This window comes from Marinobacter sp. (genome assembly GCF_039977835.1).
Taxonomy (GTDB): domain Bacteria; phylum Pseudomonadota; class Gammaproteobacteria; order Pseudomonadales; family Oleiphilaceae; genus Marinobacter.
In genome coordinates, this window is record NZ_JBDWCL010000067.1 from 1 (window position 1) to 14,710 (window position 14,710).

Sequence of the window (14,710 nt, forward strand, 5' to 3'; positions counted from 1 at the left end):
AAGAAAAGCCAAGGCACAAAACACGGAATCGGTTGACCCATCGTGACCGCTCAGAGTACAAAACTGACTCCAGCGTGATGGCCGTGTGCAAACCGGTCACGATCCCCGGAATGACCGGTCACGTTCGCCGGAATACGCACAAATCGAACGACAAGTTCATGCTTCACTTCAAGAACCTTCTGGAGCGTCGAGTGGGCCCTAGTTTTTACCCCTGCATTGACCAACGCTTGCTTCGAATCGATGGTATTTCGATTCTGTCTGTAGAATGCCAACCCTCTAGAAAGCCATGCTATTTGGATGGAGAAAAGTTTTTTGTTCGCACGAATCCCGCCACTGACAAACTTGAAGGTCCTCAACTCGTTGAGTACATTCAGAATCACTTCAAGCAGAATTAGATGGGATGGTTACAATCGGCCCGTATGGATAATGTCTGAGCGACGGGGTTACGTTTCCGCTGATTTGATTTGATCAAGATAGTCCGCCCAACCCTGCATCATTTTTTTACGCTCAGGCAGGTGTGCGGTCCTGTTATAGGCTCGGCCATTTGGGTCTCGGACCGCATGAGCCAATTGGTGCTCAATGTAGTCCGGACGGAAGCCTAAAACTTCATCAAGAATTGTGCGAGCCATCGCTCGGAAACCGTGTCCGCTCATTTCCTCTTTAGCAATGTCCATTCTTCGCATCGCGGACAAAATGGCATTGTCGCTCATTGGACGGTCTCCTTTTGGAGAGCGTGCACTCGGAAAGACGTAGATTCCCGCGCCGGTAAGCGGTTGGAGCTCCTTCAAGATCTCAACAGCCTGAGTAGATAGTGGGACAATGTGCTGCGTGTCTGTCTTTGTCACGGTGTAGCGCCATTCTGCTTGCCCAAGATCCATATCGTCCCACTTGGCATGTCTAAGCTCGCCAGGTCTTACAAAAACCAGTGGGGCTAAACGGAGAGCGCACCGGACCGCGAGAGTGCCATGATAGCCATCCAGCATTCGTAATACCTCGGCCACCTTTTCTGGCTCTGTAACGGAGGCGAAATGTTTCTTTTTTACTGGTGTCAGCGCTCCGCGCAGATCCCCCGAGGGATCTCTTTCAGCCCTTCCAGTGGCGACCGCATATCTAAAGATCTGGCCGCACTCACTTAGTGCTCGGTGTGCAGTTTCATTGGCTCCGCGTTCTTCGATTCGCCGGATGACTGATAAAAGTTCTGGGGCTTTGATTTCTGCGACGGGCTTTCCGCCAAGCCATGGAAATACGTCGTTCTCAAGCCTCCGCATAATGCGATCGCTGTGAGATGGCACCCAGGATCGGGATTTTTTCGCAAACCACTCCCTGGCAATTGTTTCAAAGCTATTGGCTGAGCGTTCCTGCTGTGCCGCTTTCTGGGCCTTGCGGTTCTCGCTGGGGTCGATCTGGTTAGCTAGGAGTTTCCTAGCGTCATCCCGGCGTAAGCGAGCATCCTTAAGAGTAATCTCCGGATATACCCCAAGAGAAAGCCTCTTTTCCTTTCCGATGAATCGGTACTTGAGGCGCCAATACTTGCCACCTTTGGGCGTAACCTCGAGATAAAGCCCACCGCCATCGAAAAGCTTCTGTGTCTTGTCGGTAGGTCTCGCGTTCCGGATTGCAGTATCTGTAAGAGGCATGGGGGCAACTAGTCTTAGTTGTGGGGGATGTGCCCCTAATGCTGCCCCCAGGTGCCCCCGGATGTCAACGGATCAACTTGGAGCTTCTTGGACGAGGTAAGTGCCTAATTTGCTGATTTTAAGCATTAAAAAAGCCGCCCTTGGGCGGCTTTGGATCTTTGTTTGGTGGAGACGGCGGGAATTGAACCCGCGTCCGCCAGTACTCAGCCTTGAGGTCTACATGTTTAGCGTCTCTCTATTGATTTAAGTTCAAGCGACCCGAGAGCCAGGGTGCAAGAACCGAGTTCTTTGAATCTTAGCCGTTAGCCAGTGAACTCTGGATAACGGAGCATCCCGTAAGCGATGACGTCCTGAGATGTTGCTTCCGGGCTACGGGCGACCCGGTCAGGACGACTAGCAGCTTACGCTGCTAGTGCGTAGTTTTCGTCGTTTGCGACTATTGCGTTGCAGCTTTGGATTAACGAGATTGGCTGCCATCTCGACATGCACCCAAGGGTTCGCCACCGGCGTCGAAGCCATGTCGTCCCCTTACTCACAGTATATGTGGCCCGTTTGCCGGACTTCAAGGTTTGTTTGTTGCAGTTTTGTGCGTTGGAGCGGGTAGTTGTACCTATCCGGCCTTGCGCGCAAGGGCATCGGGCCGTCCCGCAAGGGCTGCGTGGCTCAGGGCCTCAAAGCTTTGTCGAAAATAGGCCATCACCGCATCTGGCTCGGCGTGGATGGCTTTGTCGACAGTAATGCCGAACTGCACCGTGCCATCGTAGCTAAGTATGCTCATGCCAATACCGATATTGCCGCTCTGGGGCACCCAGAACATGGGCTGTGTCAGCTTGCTTCCCGCCAGGTACAGGGCATCTTTTGGCCCTGGCACGTTGGTCAGTACCGCGGAGGCTTTATTGCTGAGCAGGTCCAGTGCCCGCCGCTCAATAACATCGGGGCCGCGGCCGAATAAATCCAGAAGGCTGTAGGTAACCTGTGCCTGGTAAGACCGCTTAAGCCGGTTCATATTCTCCTGGACCTGTCGGAAGCACATGATTGGGTCCTGCACTTCCACCGGCAGGGTAACCAGCACTAGTCCAAACTTGTTTCCGAGGGTTTCGATGGGTTGATCAAGAGGCCGAAGGTTAAAAGGGACGGCAACGCGAATTCCGCATTCCGGGATGGCTTCCTGGTGCGCTGCAAAGAGGCGTTGTAGAGCACCGGTGACGGTGCACAGCAGGGCATCATTTATAGTGCCACCCAGGGCCTTGGCACAGGCTTTTACGTCGGCCAGCTCCAGAGGGTCTGCCCAGGCCACCTGTTTGCGCCCGCAAAGTGGCTCCTTCAACCCGGTTTTGGGTTCAATGGGGGCCAGGCCGAGTTTGACAAGATCCAGGGCCACGGCGCTGGCTGTGGATGCCAGCTTAAAGGGGTAGTTGGGTTCCTCCCGGACGGACTGAATGAACAGCTTGCCTTGGCTAGTGGCGGTCTGGAGGTTGTCCACTGTGCGGTGGAGCAATTGCTGGATTGCGGATCGCTTGCGTGGTTTCGAATGTCGTTTCGACACCACTTTGCTGAGTTTTGGTTCTGGCGTTTTATCAGTAAGTGACAGCATAACCCGCACCAGCGAGATGCCATCGGCAATACAGTGGTGGACACGAATCAACAGTGCACTGCCACCCTCATAATTGTCGATATAATGCATTTGCCAGAGCGGCTGCCGGAAATCCAGAGACGTACTGTTCAAGTCGCTGGCCAGATTCTGGAGCTCGGCTTTGTCAGCCTTGCCCGGCAGGGCAATCTGATGGAGGTGATTATCCAGGTCAAACAGGGGGTCATCCTGCCAGTAGGCCCGTTCCCCAACCTCCACGACACGCTGCCGGAAGCGGTCGAAACAGAGGAAGCGCTCCTCAATCGTGTGTCTGAGGCGGCTAATGGAAACGGGGCGGTCTAGCATCCACACGCCGCAGATCACCATGTGATTCTGGGGCGTGTCCATTCTCAGCCAGGCGTGGTCAACAGCAGACATGGGCGTCATTTTGGGTGACATAAGCTCTCCTTTGCCATGCACCGGAACTCCCGAGTATAGGCCTGTTGGAATGCTGAACAAAGAGAGTGAGTATGCGACACACCGGCCGGTGCTGCCCATGACCGGTGTCAGTTATTTGGGGGGTTGTGCGGTCTCGTGATCAGAGGTTGGTATCGCGCAGGATACGCTGCTTCTGGCGGTTCCAGTCCCGTTCTTTCTCGGTGGCGCGTTTGTCGAACAGCTTTTTGCCTTTCACAAGGGCGATTTCGCACTTCACCTTGTTGTTTTTCCAGTAGAGTGCCAGCGGAATACAGGTGTAACCCGCCTGGTTTACCTTGCCAACGATTTTGCCGATTTCCTTGGCATGCAACAACAGTTTGCGGGTACGGGTCGGGTCCGCAATGACATGGGTAGACGCGGCAATCAGCGGGGTGAAGTGGGAGCCGAGCAGCCAGGCTTCGCCATCCTTCAGCAATACGTAGGCGTCGGTCAGCTGGGCTTTGCCGGCACGCAGGGACTTCACTTCCCAGCCCAGCAGCGCCAGTCCGGCTTCGAAGCGTTCCTCAATGTGGTACTCGTGCTTTGCCTTTTTGTTCAGGGCAATGGTGGCGCTCGGTGCGCCGGGTTTCTTCTTGCTCATGAATCAATGATCCGGAGTCGGACAAGGAATTTACCGGGCGTATTCATACCGGAAAAGCGCGCATTGTAGCTCAGTAGTGCCAGACCGGTCACGAAATCGGCGTGATTGGCTGCATTGATAGTCGTATGGGGCGTAATTCCTCCGCTACAATGTGCCCTCAGATGTCGTCAGGGAATGGAATGCCTACTCCATACGAAACGCCAATCGGGTCCTGGACCCGGCCAACTACCTTTTTCTGGGCTGCAACCGGGGCAACCTTTGGCCTGGCTAATGTATGGCAGTTTCCCTATCTCGCCGGCAATCATGGCGGTGGCCTGTTCATTCTGCTCTATCTGCTGTGCCTGGTGCTGATAACCCTGCCCCTTATGGCCACCGAGTCGGCCATGGGTCGTCATTCGCGCCACGGACTGGTCCTGGCCATGGACGGATATATGCGCATGGCCGGGCGTTCCCGTTGGTGGGTCTGGGCAGGCCGCTTCGGTATTCTGGCCTCGTTTCTGGTGCTTTCCTTTACCGCCGTTTTTGGCGCCATTGCCCTGGCCTATGTTTTTTACGGCGCGATGGGGCGTTTTATTGGTGCCGGTGAGGCTGAGGCGGCCGGGATGCTCTCCGCGCTGGTTTCTGATCCGAAGGACTACCGTATATTCATGGCGTGGCACGGGTTCTTTCTGCTGCTGGTCATCTGGGTTTCCATGCAGGGCGTGGTTGATGGTATTGAGCGTGCTGTGCGGGTGGTGGCTCCGTTAATGCTGCTGATGCTGGTGGTGCTTTGCGGTCTGGCAATGTGGACGGGTGAGTTCCGCAGCGCGTCTGACTTCATGCTCAGTTTCCACCACGAGGACGTAACCACGGATAGCCTGCATGCTGCCCTGTTTCATGCTTTTTTTACCCTGGGGCTGGGTATGGGGGTGTGGACGTTGTTCGGTGCCTACACTCCGGCTGGCACGCATCTGAAACGTTCAGTGGTTGCCGTGGTGCTGATGGATACCCTGATCGCCATTGTTGCCGGCCTTGCGATCTATTCCTTGGTGCCCGGCGGGCATGCCATGGAAGGAGAGCGCGGTTTTGGACTGCTTTTCCTCTCCTTGCCGGTGGCCCTATCGGACCTCCCCGGCAGTCAGTTCCTGATTGCCACCGTGTTTCTGGTGGTGGTGATGATCGTGTGGACAACCTCACTGGCGTTGTTGGAGCCGGTAGTGGGGTGGTTTCGTGAATGGACAGCAGCTCCGCGGGGCTGGTCGGTCTTTCTGATGGGCGTGCTGGTCTGGCTGGTCGGGCTCGGATCCTTGCTCTCCTTCAATGTCTGGTTAGAACAGCGTTTTGCCGGCGGAACCGTCTTCCGGTGGCTGGAGCTGGCTACCGGTGGTCTGTTGATTCCGTTGGTGAGTATCCTGGTGGCTGTTTTTGCCGGCTGGTGCCTGACCCGAAATCTGACCTTTACCATACTGGGCAGGACGCCCGGCTTGTTTCGGTGGATATGGTTCTGGGTTATGCGGCTGGTGTTGCCCCTGGTCGTTGCGTATATCGGTATTCAGTACACGAGTGTATCCCTGGCGGCAATGTGCAATAACGGTGGGGCGGTTCTCTGGTGTGGTCCTGCAGAAGCCATGGCAAGAGAACCCGAAGGCCGGCAAGGCCCCGAGGACGACCCTCAGGAAACAGAAAGTGCAGAGACCACAGACGGTCACGAGAATGACACTGGCGAGGACGACGGCGCCGAGCCACCGGAAAAGGAAAGCGACAATAAAGAGGATGGCGCAAATGGCAGTGAAGGTGGTCCCAACGACGGCGAGATCCTTTATCATAGTGTCTGATTAAGGCTGACTTCGCTGGTAAGACTCTCGCAGTGTCATCTATTCAAGCATGTAAAAGCAGGACCTTCGCCACCAATGCCCCATCAGATTGATAAAACCGCACTGGTTATGCACCCGGCAGACCGCATGTTTCATCTGGTTAACGACGTAGCCCGTTACCCGGAATTTCTCCCCTGGTGTGCCGACACCGAAATACATGAAGAGACGGGGGATCAGATTGTGGCCTCCATGGACATCGCCAAGGGCGGGATTCGCCACCGTCTGACTACTCGTAACCAGCTGTTGATGCCCGACACTATTGAAATGAGCCTGGTGGACGGGCCGTTTCGAAATCTGAGTGGGCGCTGGCACTTCAAATCTCTTGATGATAATGCCTGCAAGGTAATGCTGACCCTGGAGTTCGAGTTTTCCGGCTCGCTGTCGCGAATGACGTTCGGGCCGGTGTTCAATCAGGCTGCCACTACAATGGTGGATGCTTTTTGTCGACGTGCAGACGAGCTTTACAGGAGGGGCGGGGCGTGATCAATGTGGAAGTTGCATTCGCTCGGCCAGATCGGCAGGAAATTATAGGCTTACAGGTCGAGCAGGGCACCTCTGCGGTAGAGGCGGTAAAGCGTTCGGGGATTACCGCCGTGTTTCCGGAGATTGATCCGGAAAAGAACGATATGGGTATCTTTGGTAAGGTGATCAAGAATCCTTCTGATCATGAGCTACGGGATGGTGACCGGGTTGAGGTGTACCGGCCGCTGAAAATTGACCCCAAGCAGGCCCGGCTCAACCGGGCGAAGAAGAAAACCTGATACCGGCTCAGTACGCCGGCGTTTCTTCCAGCAGTTGTGCTTCGTAATGGGAGTACTGCTCGTTGTCGTAGTAGACAATGACCCGTTGCTCCTTGATGTCGCCACCGCGACGCTGGAAGGTGTACACGTAGTATTCCCGGGAAGGATCGGCCGGGTTGGTCATCAGGGGCGTTCCCAGCAGGGAGTGGACCTGGCTGCGGGACATTCCCTCGGCCAATGAGGTCAGCTCTTCGTCAGTGAGTATGTTTCCCTGCTGTACATTGATCTTGTACACACCTGGGAAGGCACAGCCAGTCATGATGAGAGTGAGAATCAGAGCTGTGATCTTTTGCATCGCCGGGGGAAATCCTCTATCTTGAAATCGCCTGCCAGGGGCAGGTGTGACACGGTCTGACCGTTAACATGCGGCTCCATCATACCGGAAGCCGTGAGGCACACCAAAGAGTGAATCGTAACATGTCATCCGAAAACACCGAATTGCGAAAAGTCGGTCTGAAAGTCACTCTTCCGAGAGTGAAAATATTCAATATCCTGGAAAACTCCGAGGAACATCACCTCAGTGCCGAGGATGTCTACAAAAAGCTGCTGGAACAGGGTGACGACGTGGGCCTGGCGACTGTGTACCGGGTGCTGACCCAGTTTGAAGCTGCGGGCCTGGTTCTGCGCCACAACTTCGAAGGTGGTCACGCGGTATTCGAAATGGCCGGTGACGACCACCACGACCATATGGTCTGCACTCAGACTGGTGAAGTTATCGAGTTCGTCGACGAAGTCATCGAAGAGCGCCAACAGAAGATCGCCAGGGAGCGTGGCTATGAGATTGTCGATCATAGCCTGATTCTGTACGTCAAACCCATCAAGTCCTGAGCGCCAGGGCTGAGCTAGGATTAAAAAAAGGGGCGGGTTTCTAGCCCGCCCCAACAACTCTCAGGATCGAGAGGGGAATGCTTTCGATTTCCGCGCGTCTTCAGTGATGCGTCGCCTGTCCCTTGGTGAACATTTCATGGGCGTGGGCAATGGTGTGTTCGGTCATATCAACCCCGCCCAGCATCCGCGCCACTTCACTTACCCTGCCATTGTCATCCAGCGATTCAATTTTGGAGTAGGTGGCATCGGCTTCCGTAAACTTACTGACGAACAGGTGCTGGTGGCATTGAGCGGCTACCTGCGCAAGGTGCGTTACGCAGAGAACCTGCCCGTTATCACCCAGGCTTCGCAGGAGGCGACCAACCACTTCAGCCGTTCCCCCGCCAATGCCCACATCGACCTCATCGAATACCAGGGTCGGCGTGGTTGAGGTTTGAGCAACCACAACCTGGATGGCCAGGCTGATGCGGGACAGTTCGCCACCAGAGGCTACCTTGGCCAATGGTCGCGCTGGCTGTCCGGGGTTGGCGCTGACCAGGAACTCGATATCTTCCAGGCCATGGGGTGCCGGCTCGTCGCCCTTGTTACGATTCAGGTGGGTGACAAACTGCACGGCTGGCATGCTTAACTGGGCCAGCTCTTCGGCAATCCGCTGGTCCAGGTTCGCCGCAGCCTGCTGGCGTGCCTCTGACAGTTGTCTGGCCACGTCGTTGAACTGGCCAAGCTGTGCTTCCAGTTCCGCTTCCAGCTTTTCTACGCTGCCTTCACCATCATCCAGGGAGGCCAGTTCGGCGCTGAGGGTCTGGTGGAATTCGGGCAGGGTTTCCGGGGCGATGCGGTGTTTGCGGGCCATCTGATAGATAGCACTCAGGCGTTCTTCCACTTCAGCCAGCCGGGCCGGATCTGCGTCGTAATCTTCTACGAAGTGGCGCAGGTTATCGCCGGCTTCGGTAATCTGGATCTGGGCTTCATTCAGCATCTGGATGGTTTCAGCCAATGCCGGTACTTCCACCGGCAGTTGTTCCAGTTGCTGCAGCGCCTGTCGCACCAGATTCGCGGCACTATTATCTTCTTCCGTGCATAGCAGGGTGGCCTGGTGGCTGCCATGCAGAACGGCGTCAGCGTGACTGAGCTGTTCCTGCTCCTTCTCCAGTTTCTCCTGCTCTCCTTCTTCCAGGCCCAGCCGGTCAAGTTCTTCCACCTGGTACCGTAGTAGTTGCAGGCGAGCTTCAGCTTCGTCCGCATTCTGCCGGCGTTCGGTCAGCCGCTGGTGAGTTCTGTGCCAGATTTTCCAGGCCTCTTTAGTCTCGTTCGCAAGGGTTTCCGCAGCGGCAAATTCGTCCAGCAGTTTGCGGTGGGTTTCCTTGCGCAGCAGCGACTGGTGTTGATGCTGGCTGTGGATGTCCATCAGCGCGCTGCCCAGATCTTTCAGGTGGGCCAGGGGGCAGGGCTGGCCGTTAATGTAGGCGCGGGAGCGGCCATCCCTGCTGATTACCCGGCGCAGGATGCACTCGTTGTCGTCATCCAGTTCGTGTTCTTCCAGCCATTGCCTGGCTTCTGCAATGGCGGATACATCGAAGGTTGCGGTGATATCTGCGCGCTTGGCTCCATGTCGCACGGCACCGGCATCCGCGCGGCCCCCCATGGCCAGGCCCAGGGCGTCCAGTACGATGGACTTGCCCGCGCCGGTTTCCCCTGTAAGGGCCGTCATGCCTTTTCCAAACTGAAGTTCAACCCGCTCGGCAATGGCGTAATTGGAGACGGTGAGCTGTGTGAGCATGCAGATATCCTCCGCTCGATTCCTGAATACTGTGATTACATACAGTGACTGTGAATATATACAGGGTTTTTGCTGTTTGCAAACATCGGCTGGAGAATTTGTGAAGGAATGACGTGCTCAACGGTTGAAACATTTGTTAAGGGCCCCATATCGGTTCGCAAACACGTTTTTCCCGGCTGTTTAGGGCCGGGGGGGCGATAGAGAACCGGCCGGTGGTATGGCCGTATACGACCAAGCAGGAGTTGCCATGAGCGCGGACGATAAGCGTAACGATCGGGCTGAAGAAGAGCTCAGGTATGCCGCTGAAGCGGCCGACCAGAACAAAGGGGCCGCTGAAGCAGCCCCCCAGGATAAAGGTGGCGTGGACGAAATCGAGGAGAGCGTTCCCGAGAGCGAGGTTGAAGCGCTGAAGGCCCAGGCGCAAGAATTCCAGGAGCAGATGCTGCGCTCTCAGGCTGAAATGCAGAACGTCCGCCGGCGCGCCGAGATAGACGTTGAGAAAGCCCACAAATTTGCGCTGGAGAAGTTCGTAAAAGAGCTTCTGCCAGTCGCTGACAGTCTCGAGAAAGCTGTCGAAAGCACCGAAGGGCATGAAGATGCCGGAGAGCTGGTGGCGTCTATTCGTGAGGGGGTCGAAATGACCCTGAATCTGTTCATGAACAGCCTCGGTAAGTTCAACGTTGAGCAGCTCAACCCGCTTGGTGAGCCGTTTGATCCCCAGCAGCACGAGGCGATGTCCATGGTGCCGGCGCCCAACGCCGAACCCAACAGCGTGGTGGCCGTGGTCCAGAAAGGCTACATGCTGAATGAGCGGCTGGTCCGCCCCGCGATGGTGGTGGTTGCCAAGGCCGAGGATGCACCAAAAATCGACGAACAGGCTTGAAAAGCAGATTAACGCGCCAATATAGCCAGTAAACAGGCAGCGTAACGGGTTTCCCGGAAAGCTTTGCCGGTACTGGTCTGAAGGCAGCCGGAACTGAATTGAACAATCGAATTGGAGTGTTTACATGAGCAAGATTATTGGTATCGACCTGGGAACCACAAACTCCTGTGTTGCCATCATGGATGGCGACAAGGTCAAGGTTATCGAGAACGCCGAGGGTGATCGCACCACCCCGTCCATCGTCGCTTATACCGAAGACGGGGAAACGCTGGTAGGTCAGTCCGCCAAGCGCCAGGCGGTTACCAACCCGAGTAACACCCTGTACGCCATCAAGCGCCTGATCGGTCGTCGTTTTGAAGACGATGTGGTTCAGAAGGATATCAAGATGGTGCCCTACAAGATCGCCAAGGCAGACAATGGCGATGCCTGGGTGGAAGTGAAGGGCGAGAAGATGGCGCCTCCGCAGGTGTCCGCGGAAATCATCAAGAAAATGAAGAAGACCGCCGAGGACTACCTGGGCGAGAAAGTAACCGAAGCGGTTATCACCGTACCGGCCTACTTTAACGACAGCCAGCGTCAGGCCACCAAAGACGCCGGCAAGATCGCCGGTCTTGACGTGAAGCGCATCATCAACGAGCCGACCGCTGCTGCGCTGGCTTATGGTCTCGACAAGAAGAGCGGCGACCGTACAGTAGCCGTTTATGACCTGGGCGGTGGTACGTTCGACATCTCCATCATCGAGATTGCCGATGTTGACGGTGAGCATCAGTTTGAAGTGCTGGCCACCAATGGCGACACCTTCCTGGGTGGTGAAGACTTCGACATGAAGCTGATCGAATACCTTGCCGATCAGTTCAAGAAGGATAGTGGTATTGATCTGCGTGGTGACTCACTGGCCATGCAGCGCCTTAAGGAAGCGGCCGAGAAGGCCAAGATCGAGCTGTCCAGCAGCCAGCAGACCGATGTGAACCTGCCGTACGTAACGGCGGATGCCAGCGGTCCCAAGCACATGAACGTGAAAGTGACCCGTGCCAAGCTGGAATCACTGGTGGAAGACCTGATCGAGCGCAGCCTTGCGCCATGTCGCACTGCACTGGAGGATTCCGGTGCCAAGATCGGCGAAATCGATGAGGTTATCCTTGTTGGTGGTCAAACCCGTATGCCACTGGTCCAGGAGAAAGTGAAGAACTTCTTCGGTAAGGAAGCGCGCAAGGATGTGAACCCGGACGAAGCCGTAGCCATGGGTGCTGCCATCCAGGCCGCCGTGCTCTCCGGTGATGTGAAAGACGTTCTGCTTCTGGACGTAACCCCGCTGACCCTGGGCATTGAAACCATGGGTGGTGTGGCCACGCCGCTGATCGACAAGAACACCACGATTCCGACCAAGAAGTCTCAGACCTTCTCCACGGCGGATGACAACCAGACGGCTGTAACCATTCACGTGGTTCAGGGTGAGCGTAAACAGGCAGCGCAGAACAAGTCTCTGGGTCGTTTCGACCTTGCAGACATTCCGCCGGCGCCTCGTGGTACGCCGCAGATTGAGGTTACCTTCGATATCGATGCCAACGGTATCCTGAACGTTTCGGCCAAAGACAAGGCGACCGGCAAGGAGCAGTCCATCGTGATCAAGGCGTCTTCCGGCCTGAATGATGACGAGATCGAGAAGATGGTCCGCGATGCCGAAGCCAACGCCGACGAAGACCGTAAGTTCGAAGAACTGGTCCAGGCCCGTAACCAGGGTGACGCGATGGTTCACACCGTTCGCAAGACCCTGGCCGACGCCGGTGACAAGGTGTCCGACAGCGAGAAGGAGTCGATCGAGGCGGCCATCAAGGAGCTGGAAGAAGCACTGGCTGGCTCCGACAAGGACGATATTGAAGCCAAGACCCAGAAACTGACAGAAGCATCTTCTGAAATGGCCCAGAAGATGTACGCGGAGCAGGCAGAGCAGGCGCAGCAGGCCGGGGGCGAAGAAGGTGCCCAGTCCGGCTCCAGCGACGACGCCGTGGATGCCGAGTTTGAAGAAGTCAAAGATGACGACAAGCGATAAAACTTAAGATCATCAGGCAGTTGGAAAACGCGGGAGCTCTCCCGCGTTTTCCTCGTTTTACCAACAGGGTTTTAGAGCATGGCCAAGCGCGATTATTACGAGATTCTCGGGTTGTCCCGGGAAGCGGATGAAAAAGAGATCAAGCGAGCCTACCGCAAGCTCGCGATGAAGTATCATCCTGACCGGAATCCGGATGATGAGGACGCCGATCACAAGTTCAAGGAAGCCAGCGAGGCTTACGAGATACTGTCGGATTCCTCCAAGCGTGCGGCTTACGACCAGTTTGGCCACGCAGGTGTTGATGGCTCGGCCGGTGGCGGCTTCGGAGGCGGCGGTGGTGCCAGCTTCTCTGACATCTTTGGCGATGTTTTTGGTGATATCTTTGGCGGCGGAGGCCGGGGGCGCACCACCCGAGGTGCAGACTTGCGCTACACCCTGGAGCTGGATCTTGAGGAAGCGGTAAAAGGCAAAACCGTTCAGATCCGTATTCCCGGCCACGCCGAGTGCACGACGTGTGATGGCAGCGGCGCGGAAAAAGGCTCGCGGCCGGAAGCCTGTGGCACCTGCAACGGCATGGGTCAGGTTCGTATGCAGCAGGGCTTCTTTACGGTCCAGCAGGCATGTCCCACCTGCCGCGGTTCCGGCAAGGTTATCAAGAATCCGTGTAAAACCTGCCATGGCGCAGGCCGCGTTCAGGAAGAGAAAACACTTTCGGTCAAGGTGCCACCGGGTGTGGATACCGGAGACCGCATTCGCCTCTCCGGCGAAGGAGAGATGGGCGTTGATGGCGGCCCGCCGGGGGACCTGTACGTACAGATCGCCGTTCGGGAGCATTCGATCTTCACCCGTGACGGACGCAACCTCTATTGTGAGGTGCCCATCAGCATTGTGGATGCCGCCCTCGGGGGCGAACTGGAAGTGCCCACGCTTGATGGTCGTGTGAAGCTGAAGATTCCCCCAGAAACCCAGACAGGAAAACTGTTCCGCCTGCGCAACAAGGGTGTCAGCCCCGTTCGCGGTGGGCCATCCGGGGACCTGCTATGCAGGGTTCAGGTGGAAACACCGGTTAACCTCACCAAGCGTCAGAAAGAGTTGCTGGAAGAGTTTCAGGAAACACTTAATGGCGGTGATGGCAACAAGCATGGCCCCAGGAAAACGTCCTGGTTCGAGGGCGTGAAAAGCTTCTTCGACGAAATGAAATTCTGAGGACGAGTGATATGGGCGACATAAGGGTAGCCATCATCGGCGCCGCCGGACGTATGGGCAAGGTGCTGATCGAAGCTGTTGACGGCACTGAAGGCCTCCGGCTCGGCGCAGCCATTGTCGAGCCGGGTAGCAGTCTGATCGGCGCCGACGCCGGAGAAATGACCGGCATCGGCAAAACCGGCATCAAAATGGCCGGCAGTCTGGCGGAGGTGAAAGATGATTTTGACGTACTCGTCGACTTCACCTTCCCGGACCTGACCCTGGAAAACGCCGAATTCTGCAAAGCCAACGGCAAGATGATCGTTATCGGCACCACCGGTCTCACCGACGCCGAAAAAGAACAGCTCGCCCTGGCCGCCGAACAGACCCCGGTGGTCTTCGCCCCGAACATGAGCGTCGGCGTCAACGTCACCCTCAACCTGCTGCGCACTGCGGCTGCAGCTCTGGGTGACGACTACGACGTGGAAATCATCGAAGCCCACCATCGCCACAAGAAAGACGCCCCTTCCGGCACCGCCCTGCGCATGGGCGAGGTCGTCGCCGATGCGCTTGGTCGTGACTTGAAAGAATGCGCCGTTTATGGCCGCGAAGGCTTCACAGGTGAGCGCACACGCAAGGAAATCGGGTTTGAAACCATCCGTGCAGGGGATGTAGTGGGTGATCACACCGTGATGTTCGCCACCGAGGGTGAGCGCATCGAGATTACCCATAAGGCCAGCAGTCGGATGACCTTTGCCAAGGGGGCGATGCGGGCGGCATTGTGGTTGGAAGGTAAGCCTGCCGGATTGTATGACATGCAGGATGTGTTGGGGTTGAAGTAAGATTGCAGGATAACTCTGAGGCTGGTGGCTGGGTGACCCCTCCGGGAATGTCTTCGGCCATGGACGGCCGAAGTCAAGCGCACATGGATGTGCTCGTAGCGTTTCCCGGAGGGGGCGCCCAGCCATCAGCCGGTGTAGCGTTAAACGAGATTTCGCATGGACACAAAGCCCCAGGTTTCTTACAATAGGGCGGTTTAACTGCAC

At 56.4% G+C, this 14,710-nt stretch carries 14 protein-coding genes and 1 other RNA gene; 9 read left to right on the plus strand and 6 right to left on the minus strand.

The genetic code is table 11. From position 1 onward, the window contains the following. Positions 1–395, plus strand: a 395-nt coding sequence (locus tag ABJM11_RS19385; protein ID WP_348296662.1) for a hypothetical protein, incomplete at its 5' end; no start/stop codon positions are given. Between the two features lie 48 nt (positions 396–443). Here ABJM11_RS19385 and ABJM11_RS19390 read toward each other — a convergent pair. From ABJM11_RS19390 to smpB, 4 genes are all read right to left on the minus strand, one after another. Next, positions 444–1,637: a phage integrase central domain-containing protein gene (locus ABJM11_RS19390; RefSeq protein ID WP_348296663.1), complete on the minus strand. Its 1,194-nt coding sequence runs from the start codon at positions 1,635–1,637 to the stop codon at positions 444–446. Positions 1,638–1,800: 163 nt separating this feature from the next. Next, positions 1,801–2,165, minus strand: a transfer-messenger RNA (tmRNA) gene (ssrA, locus tag ABJM11_RS19395). 82 nt (positions 2,166–2,247) lie between these two features. Next, the gene (locus ABJM11_RS19400) at positions 2,248–3,666 is read right to left on the minus strand and encodes a wax ester/triacylglycerol synthase family O-acyltransferase (protein ID WP_348296664.1); all 1,419 of its coding nucleotides are present in this window, start codon (positions 3,664–3,666) and stop codon (positions 2,248–2,250) included. A gap of 139 nt (positions 3,667–3,805) precedes the next feature. Then, positions 3,806–4,285 carry an SsrA-binding protein SmpB gene (gene smpB / locus ABJM11_RS19405; protein WP_348296665.1) on the minus strand — a complete coding sequence of 160 codons (480 nt, stop codon included), beginning with the start codon at positions 4,283–4,285 and terminating at the stop codon, positions 3,806–3,808. Between the two features lie 179 nt (positions 4,286–4,464). Here smpB and ABJM11_RS19410 point away from each other — a divergent pair, with 179 nt between their 5' ends. The 3 genes from ABJM11_RS19410 (at position 4,465) to ABJM11_RS19420 (ending at position 6,899) form a co-directional block, all read left to right on the plus strand. After that, positions 4,465–6,099: a sodium-dependent transporter gene (locus ABJM11_RS19410; protein WP_348296666.1), complete on the plus strand. Its 1,635-nt coding sequence runs from the start codon at positions 4,465–4,467 to the stop codon at positions 6,097–6,099. Positions 6,100–6,174: 75 nt separating this feature from the next. After that, positions 6,175–6,621, plus strand: a complete 447-nt coding sequence (locus ABJM11_RS19415) for a type II toxin-antitoxin system RatA family toxin (RefSeq protein ID WP_348296667.1) — start codon at positions 6,175–6,177, stop codon at positions 6,619–6,621. Further along, positions 6,618–6,899: an RnfH family protein gene (locus tag ABJM11_RS19420; RefSeq protein WP_348296668.1), complete on the plus strand. Its 282-nt coding sequence runs from the start codon at positions 6,618–6,620 to the stop codon at positions 6,897–6,899. The genes ABJM11_RS19415 and ABJM11_RS19420 overlap by 4 nt, the downstream gene beginning before the upstream one ends. A gap of 7 nt (positions 6,900–6,906) precedes the next feature. On the opposite strand, the gene ABJM11_RS19425 is transcribed toward ABJM11_RS19420, so the two are convergent. Continuing rightward, the gene (locus ABJM11_RS19425; RefSeq protein ID WP_348296669.1) at positions 6,907–7,233 is read right to left on the minus strand and encodes an outer membrane protein assembly factor BamE; all 327 of its coding nucleotides are present in this window, start codon (positions 7,231–7,233) and stop codon (positions 6,907–6,909) included. A gap of 122 nt (positions 7,234–7,355) precedes the next feature. Between ABJM11_RS19425 and fur the strand changes: the two genes are divergently transcribed. Further along, positions 7,356–7,766: a ferric iron uptake transcriptional regulator gene (gene fur / locus ABJM11_RS19430; RefSeq protein WP_150990169.1), complete on the plus strand. Its 411-nt coding sequence runs from the start codon at positions 7,356–7,358 to the stop codon at positions 7,764–7,766. A gap of 100 nt (positions 7,767–7,866) precedes the next feature. Here the strand turns inward: fur and recN are convergent, their stop codons facing one another. Next, entirely contained in the window at positions 7,867–9,546 is a 1,680-nt protein-coding gene (recN, locus tag ABJM11_RS19435) for a DNA repair protein RecN (protein WP_348296670.1), read from the minus strand. 247 nt (positions 9,547–9,793) lie between these two features. Between recN and grpE the strand changes: the two genes are divergently transcribed. The 4 genes from grpE (at position 9,794) to dapB (ending at position 14,506) form a co-directional block, all read left to right on the plus strand. Further along, a complete protein-coding gene (grpE, locus tag ABJM11_RS19440) occupies positions 9,794–10,429 on the plus strand; it encodes a nucleotide exchange factor GrpE (protein ID WP_348296671.1) in 636 nt (211 codons plus the stop codon). Positions 10,430–10,553: 124 nt separating this feature from the next. Beyond that, the gene (dnaK, locus tag ABJM11_RS19445) at positions 10,554–12,479 is read left to right on the plus strand and encodes a molecular chaperone DnaK (RefSeq protein WP_348296672.1); all 1,926 of its coding nucleotides are present in this window, start codon (positions 10,554–10,556) and stop codon (positions 12,477–12,479) included. 78 nt (positions 12,480–12,557) lie between these two features. Continuing rightward, on the plus strand, positions 12,558–13,685 hold the full coding sequence (gene dnaJ, locus ABJM11_RS19450; RefSeq protein WP_348296673.1) for a molecular chaperone DnaJ: 1,128 nt from the start codon (positions 12,558–12,560) through the stop codon (positions 13,683–13,685). A gap of 11 nt (positions 13,686–13,696) precedes the next feature. Next, positions 13,697–14,506, plus strand: coding sequence for a 4-hydroxy-tetrahydrodipicolinate reductase (gene dapB / locus ABJM11_RS19455; RefSeq protein ID WP_348296674.1), 810 nt, complete (start codon positions 13,697–13,699; stop codon positions 14,504–14,506). Positions 14,507–14,710: the final 204 nt, after the last annotated feature.

What these genes read in the sequence shown, in the direction of transcription:
- grpE (WP_348296671.1), top strand. Translation starts at nt 9,794, where the DNA reads ATGAGCGCGGACGATAAGCGTAACGATCGGGCTGAAGAAGAGCTCAGG.
- ABJM11_RS19410 (WP_348296666.1), top strand. Translation starts at nt 4,465, where the DNA reads ATGCCTACTCCATACGAAACGCCAATCGGGTCCTGGACCCGGCCAACT.
- ABJM11_RS19390 (WP_348296663.1), bottom strand. Translation starts at nt 1,637, where the DNA reads ATGCCTCTTACAGATACTGCAATCCGGAACGCGAGACCTACCGACAAG.
- fur (WP_150990169.1), top strand. Translation starts at nt 7,356, where the DNA reads ATGTCATCCGAAAACACCGAATTGCGAAAAGTCGGTCTGAAAGTCACT.
- ABJM11_RS19415 (WP_348296667.1), top strand. Translation starts at nt 6,175, where the DNA reads ATGCCCCATCAGATTGATAAAACCGCACTGGTTATGCACCCGGCAGAC.
- smpB (WP_348296665.1), bottom strand. Translation starts at nt 4,285, where the DNA reads ATGAGCAAGAAGAAACCCGGCGCACCGAGCGCCACCATTGCCCTGAAC.
- ABJM11_RS19400 (WP_348296664.1), bottom strand. Translation starts at nt 3,666, where the DNA reads ATGTCACCCAAAATGACGCCCATGTCTGCTGTTGACCACGCCTGGCTG.
- dnaJ (WP_348296673.1), top strand. Translation starts at nt 12,558, where the DNA reads ATGGCCAAGCGCGATTATTACGAGATTCTCGGGTTGTCCCGGGAAGCG.
- recN (WP_348296670.1), bottom strand. Translation starts at nt 9,546, where the DNA reads ATGCTCACACAGCTCACCGTCTCCAATTACGCCATTGCCGAGCGGGTT.
- dnaK (WP_348296672.1), top strand. Translation starts at nt 10,554, where the DNA reads ATGAGCAAGATTATTGGTATCGACCTGGGAACCACAAACTCCTGTGTT.
- ABJM11_RS19425 (WP_348296669.1), bottom strand. Translation starts at nt 7,233, where the DNA reads ATGCAAAAGATCACAGCTCTGATTCTCACTCTCATCATGACTGGCTGT.
- dapB (WP_348296674.1), top strand. Translation starts at nt 13,697, where the DNA reads ATGGGCGACATAAGGGTAGCCATCATCGGCGCCGCCGGACGTATGGGC.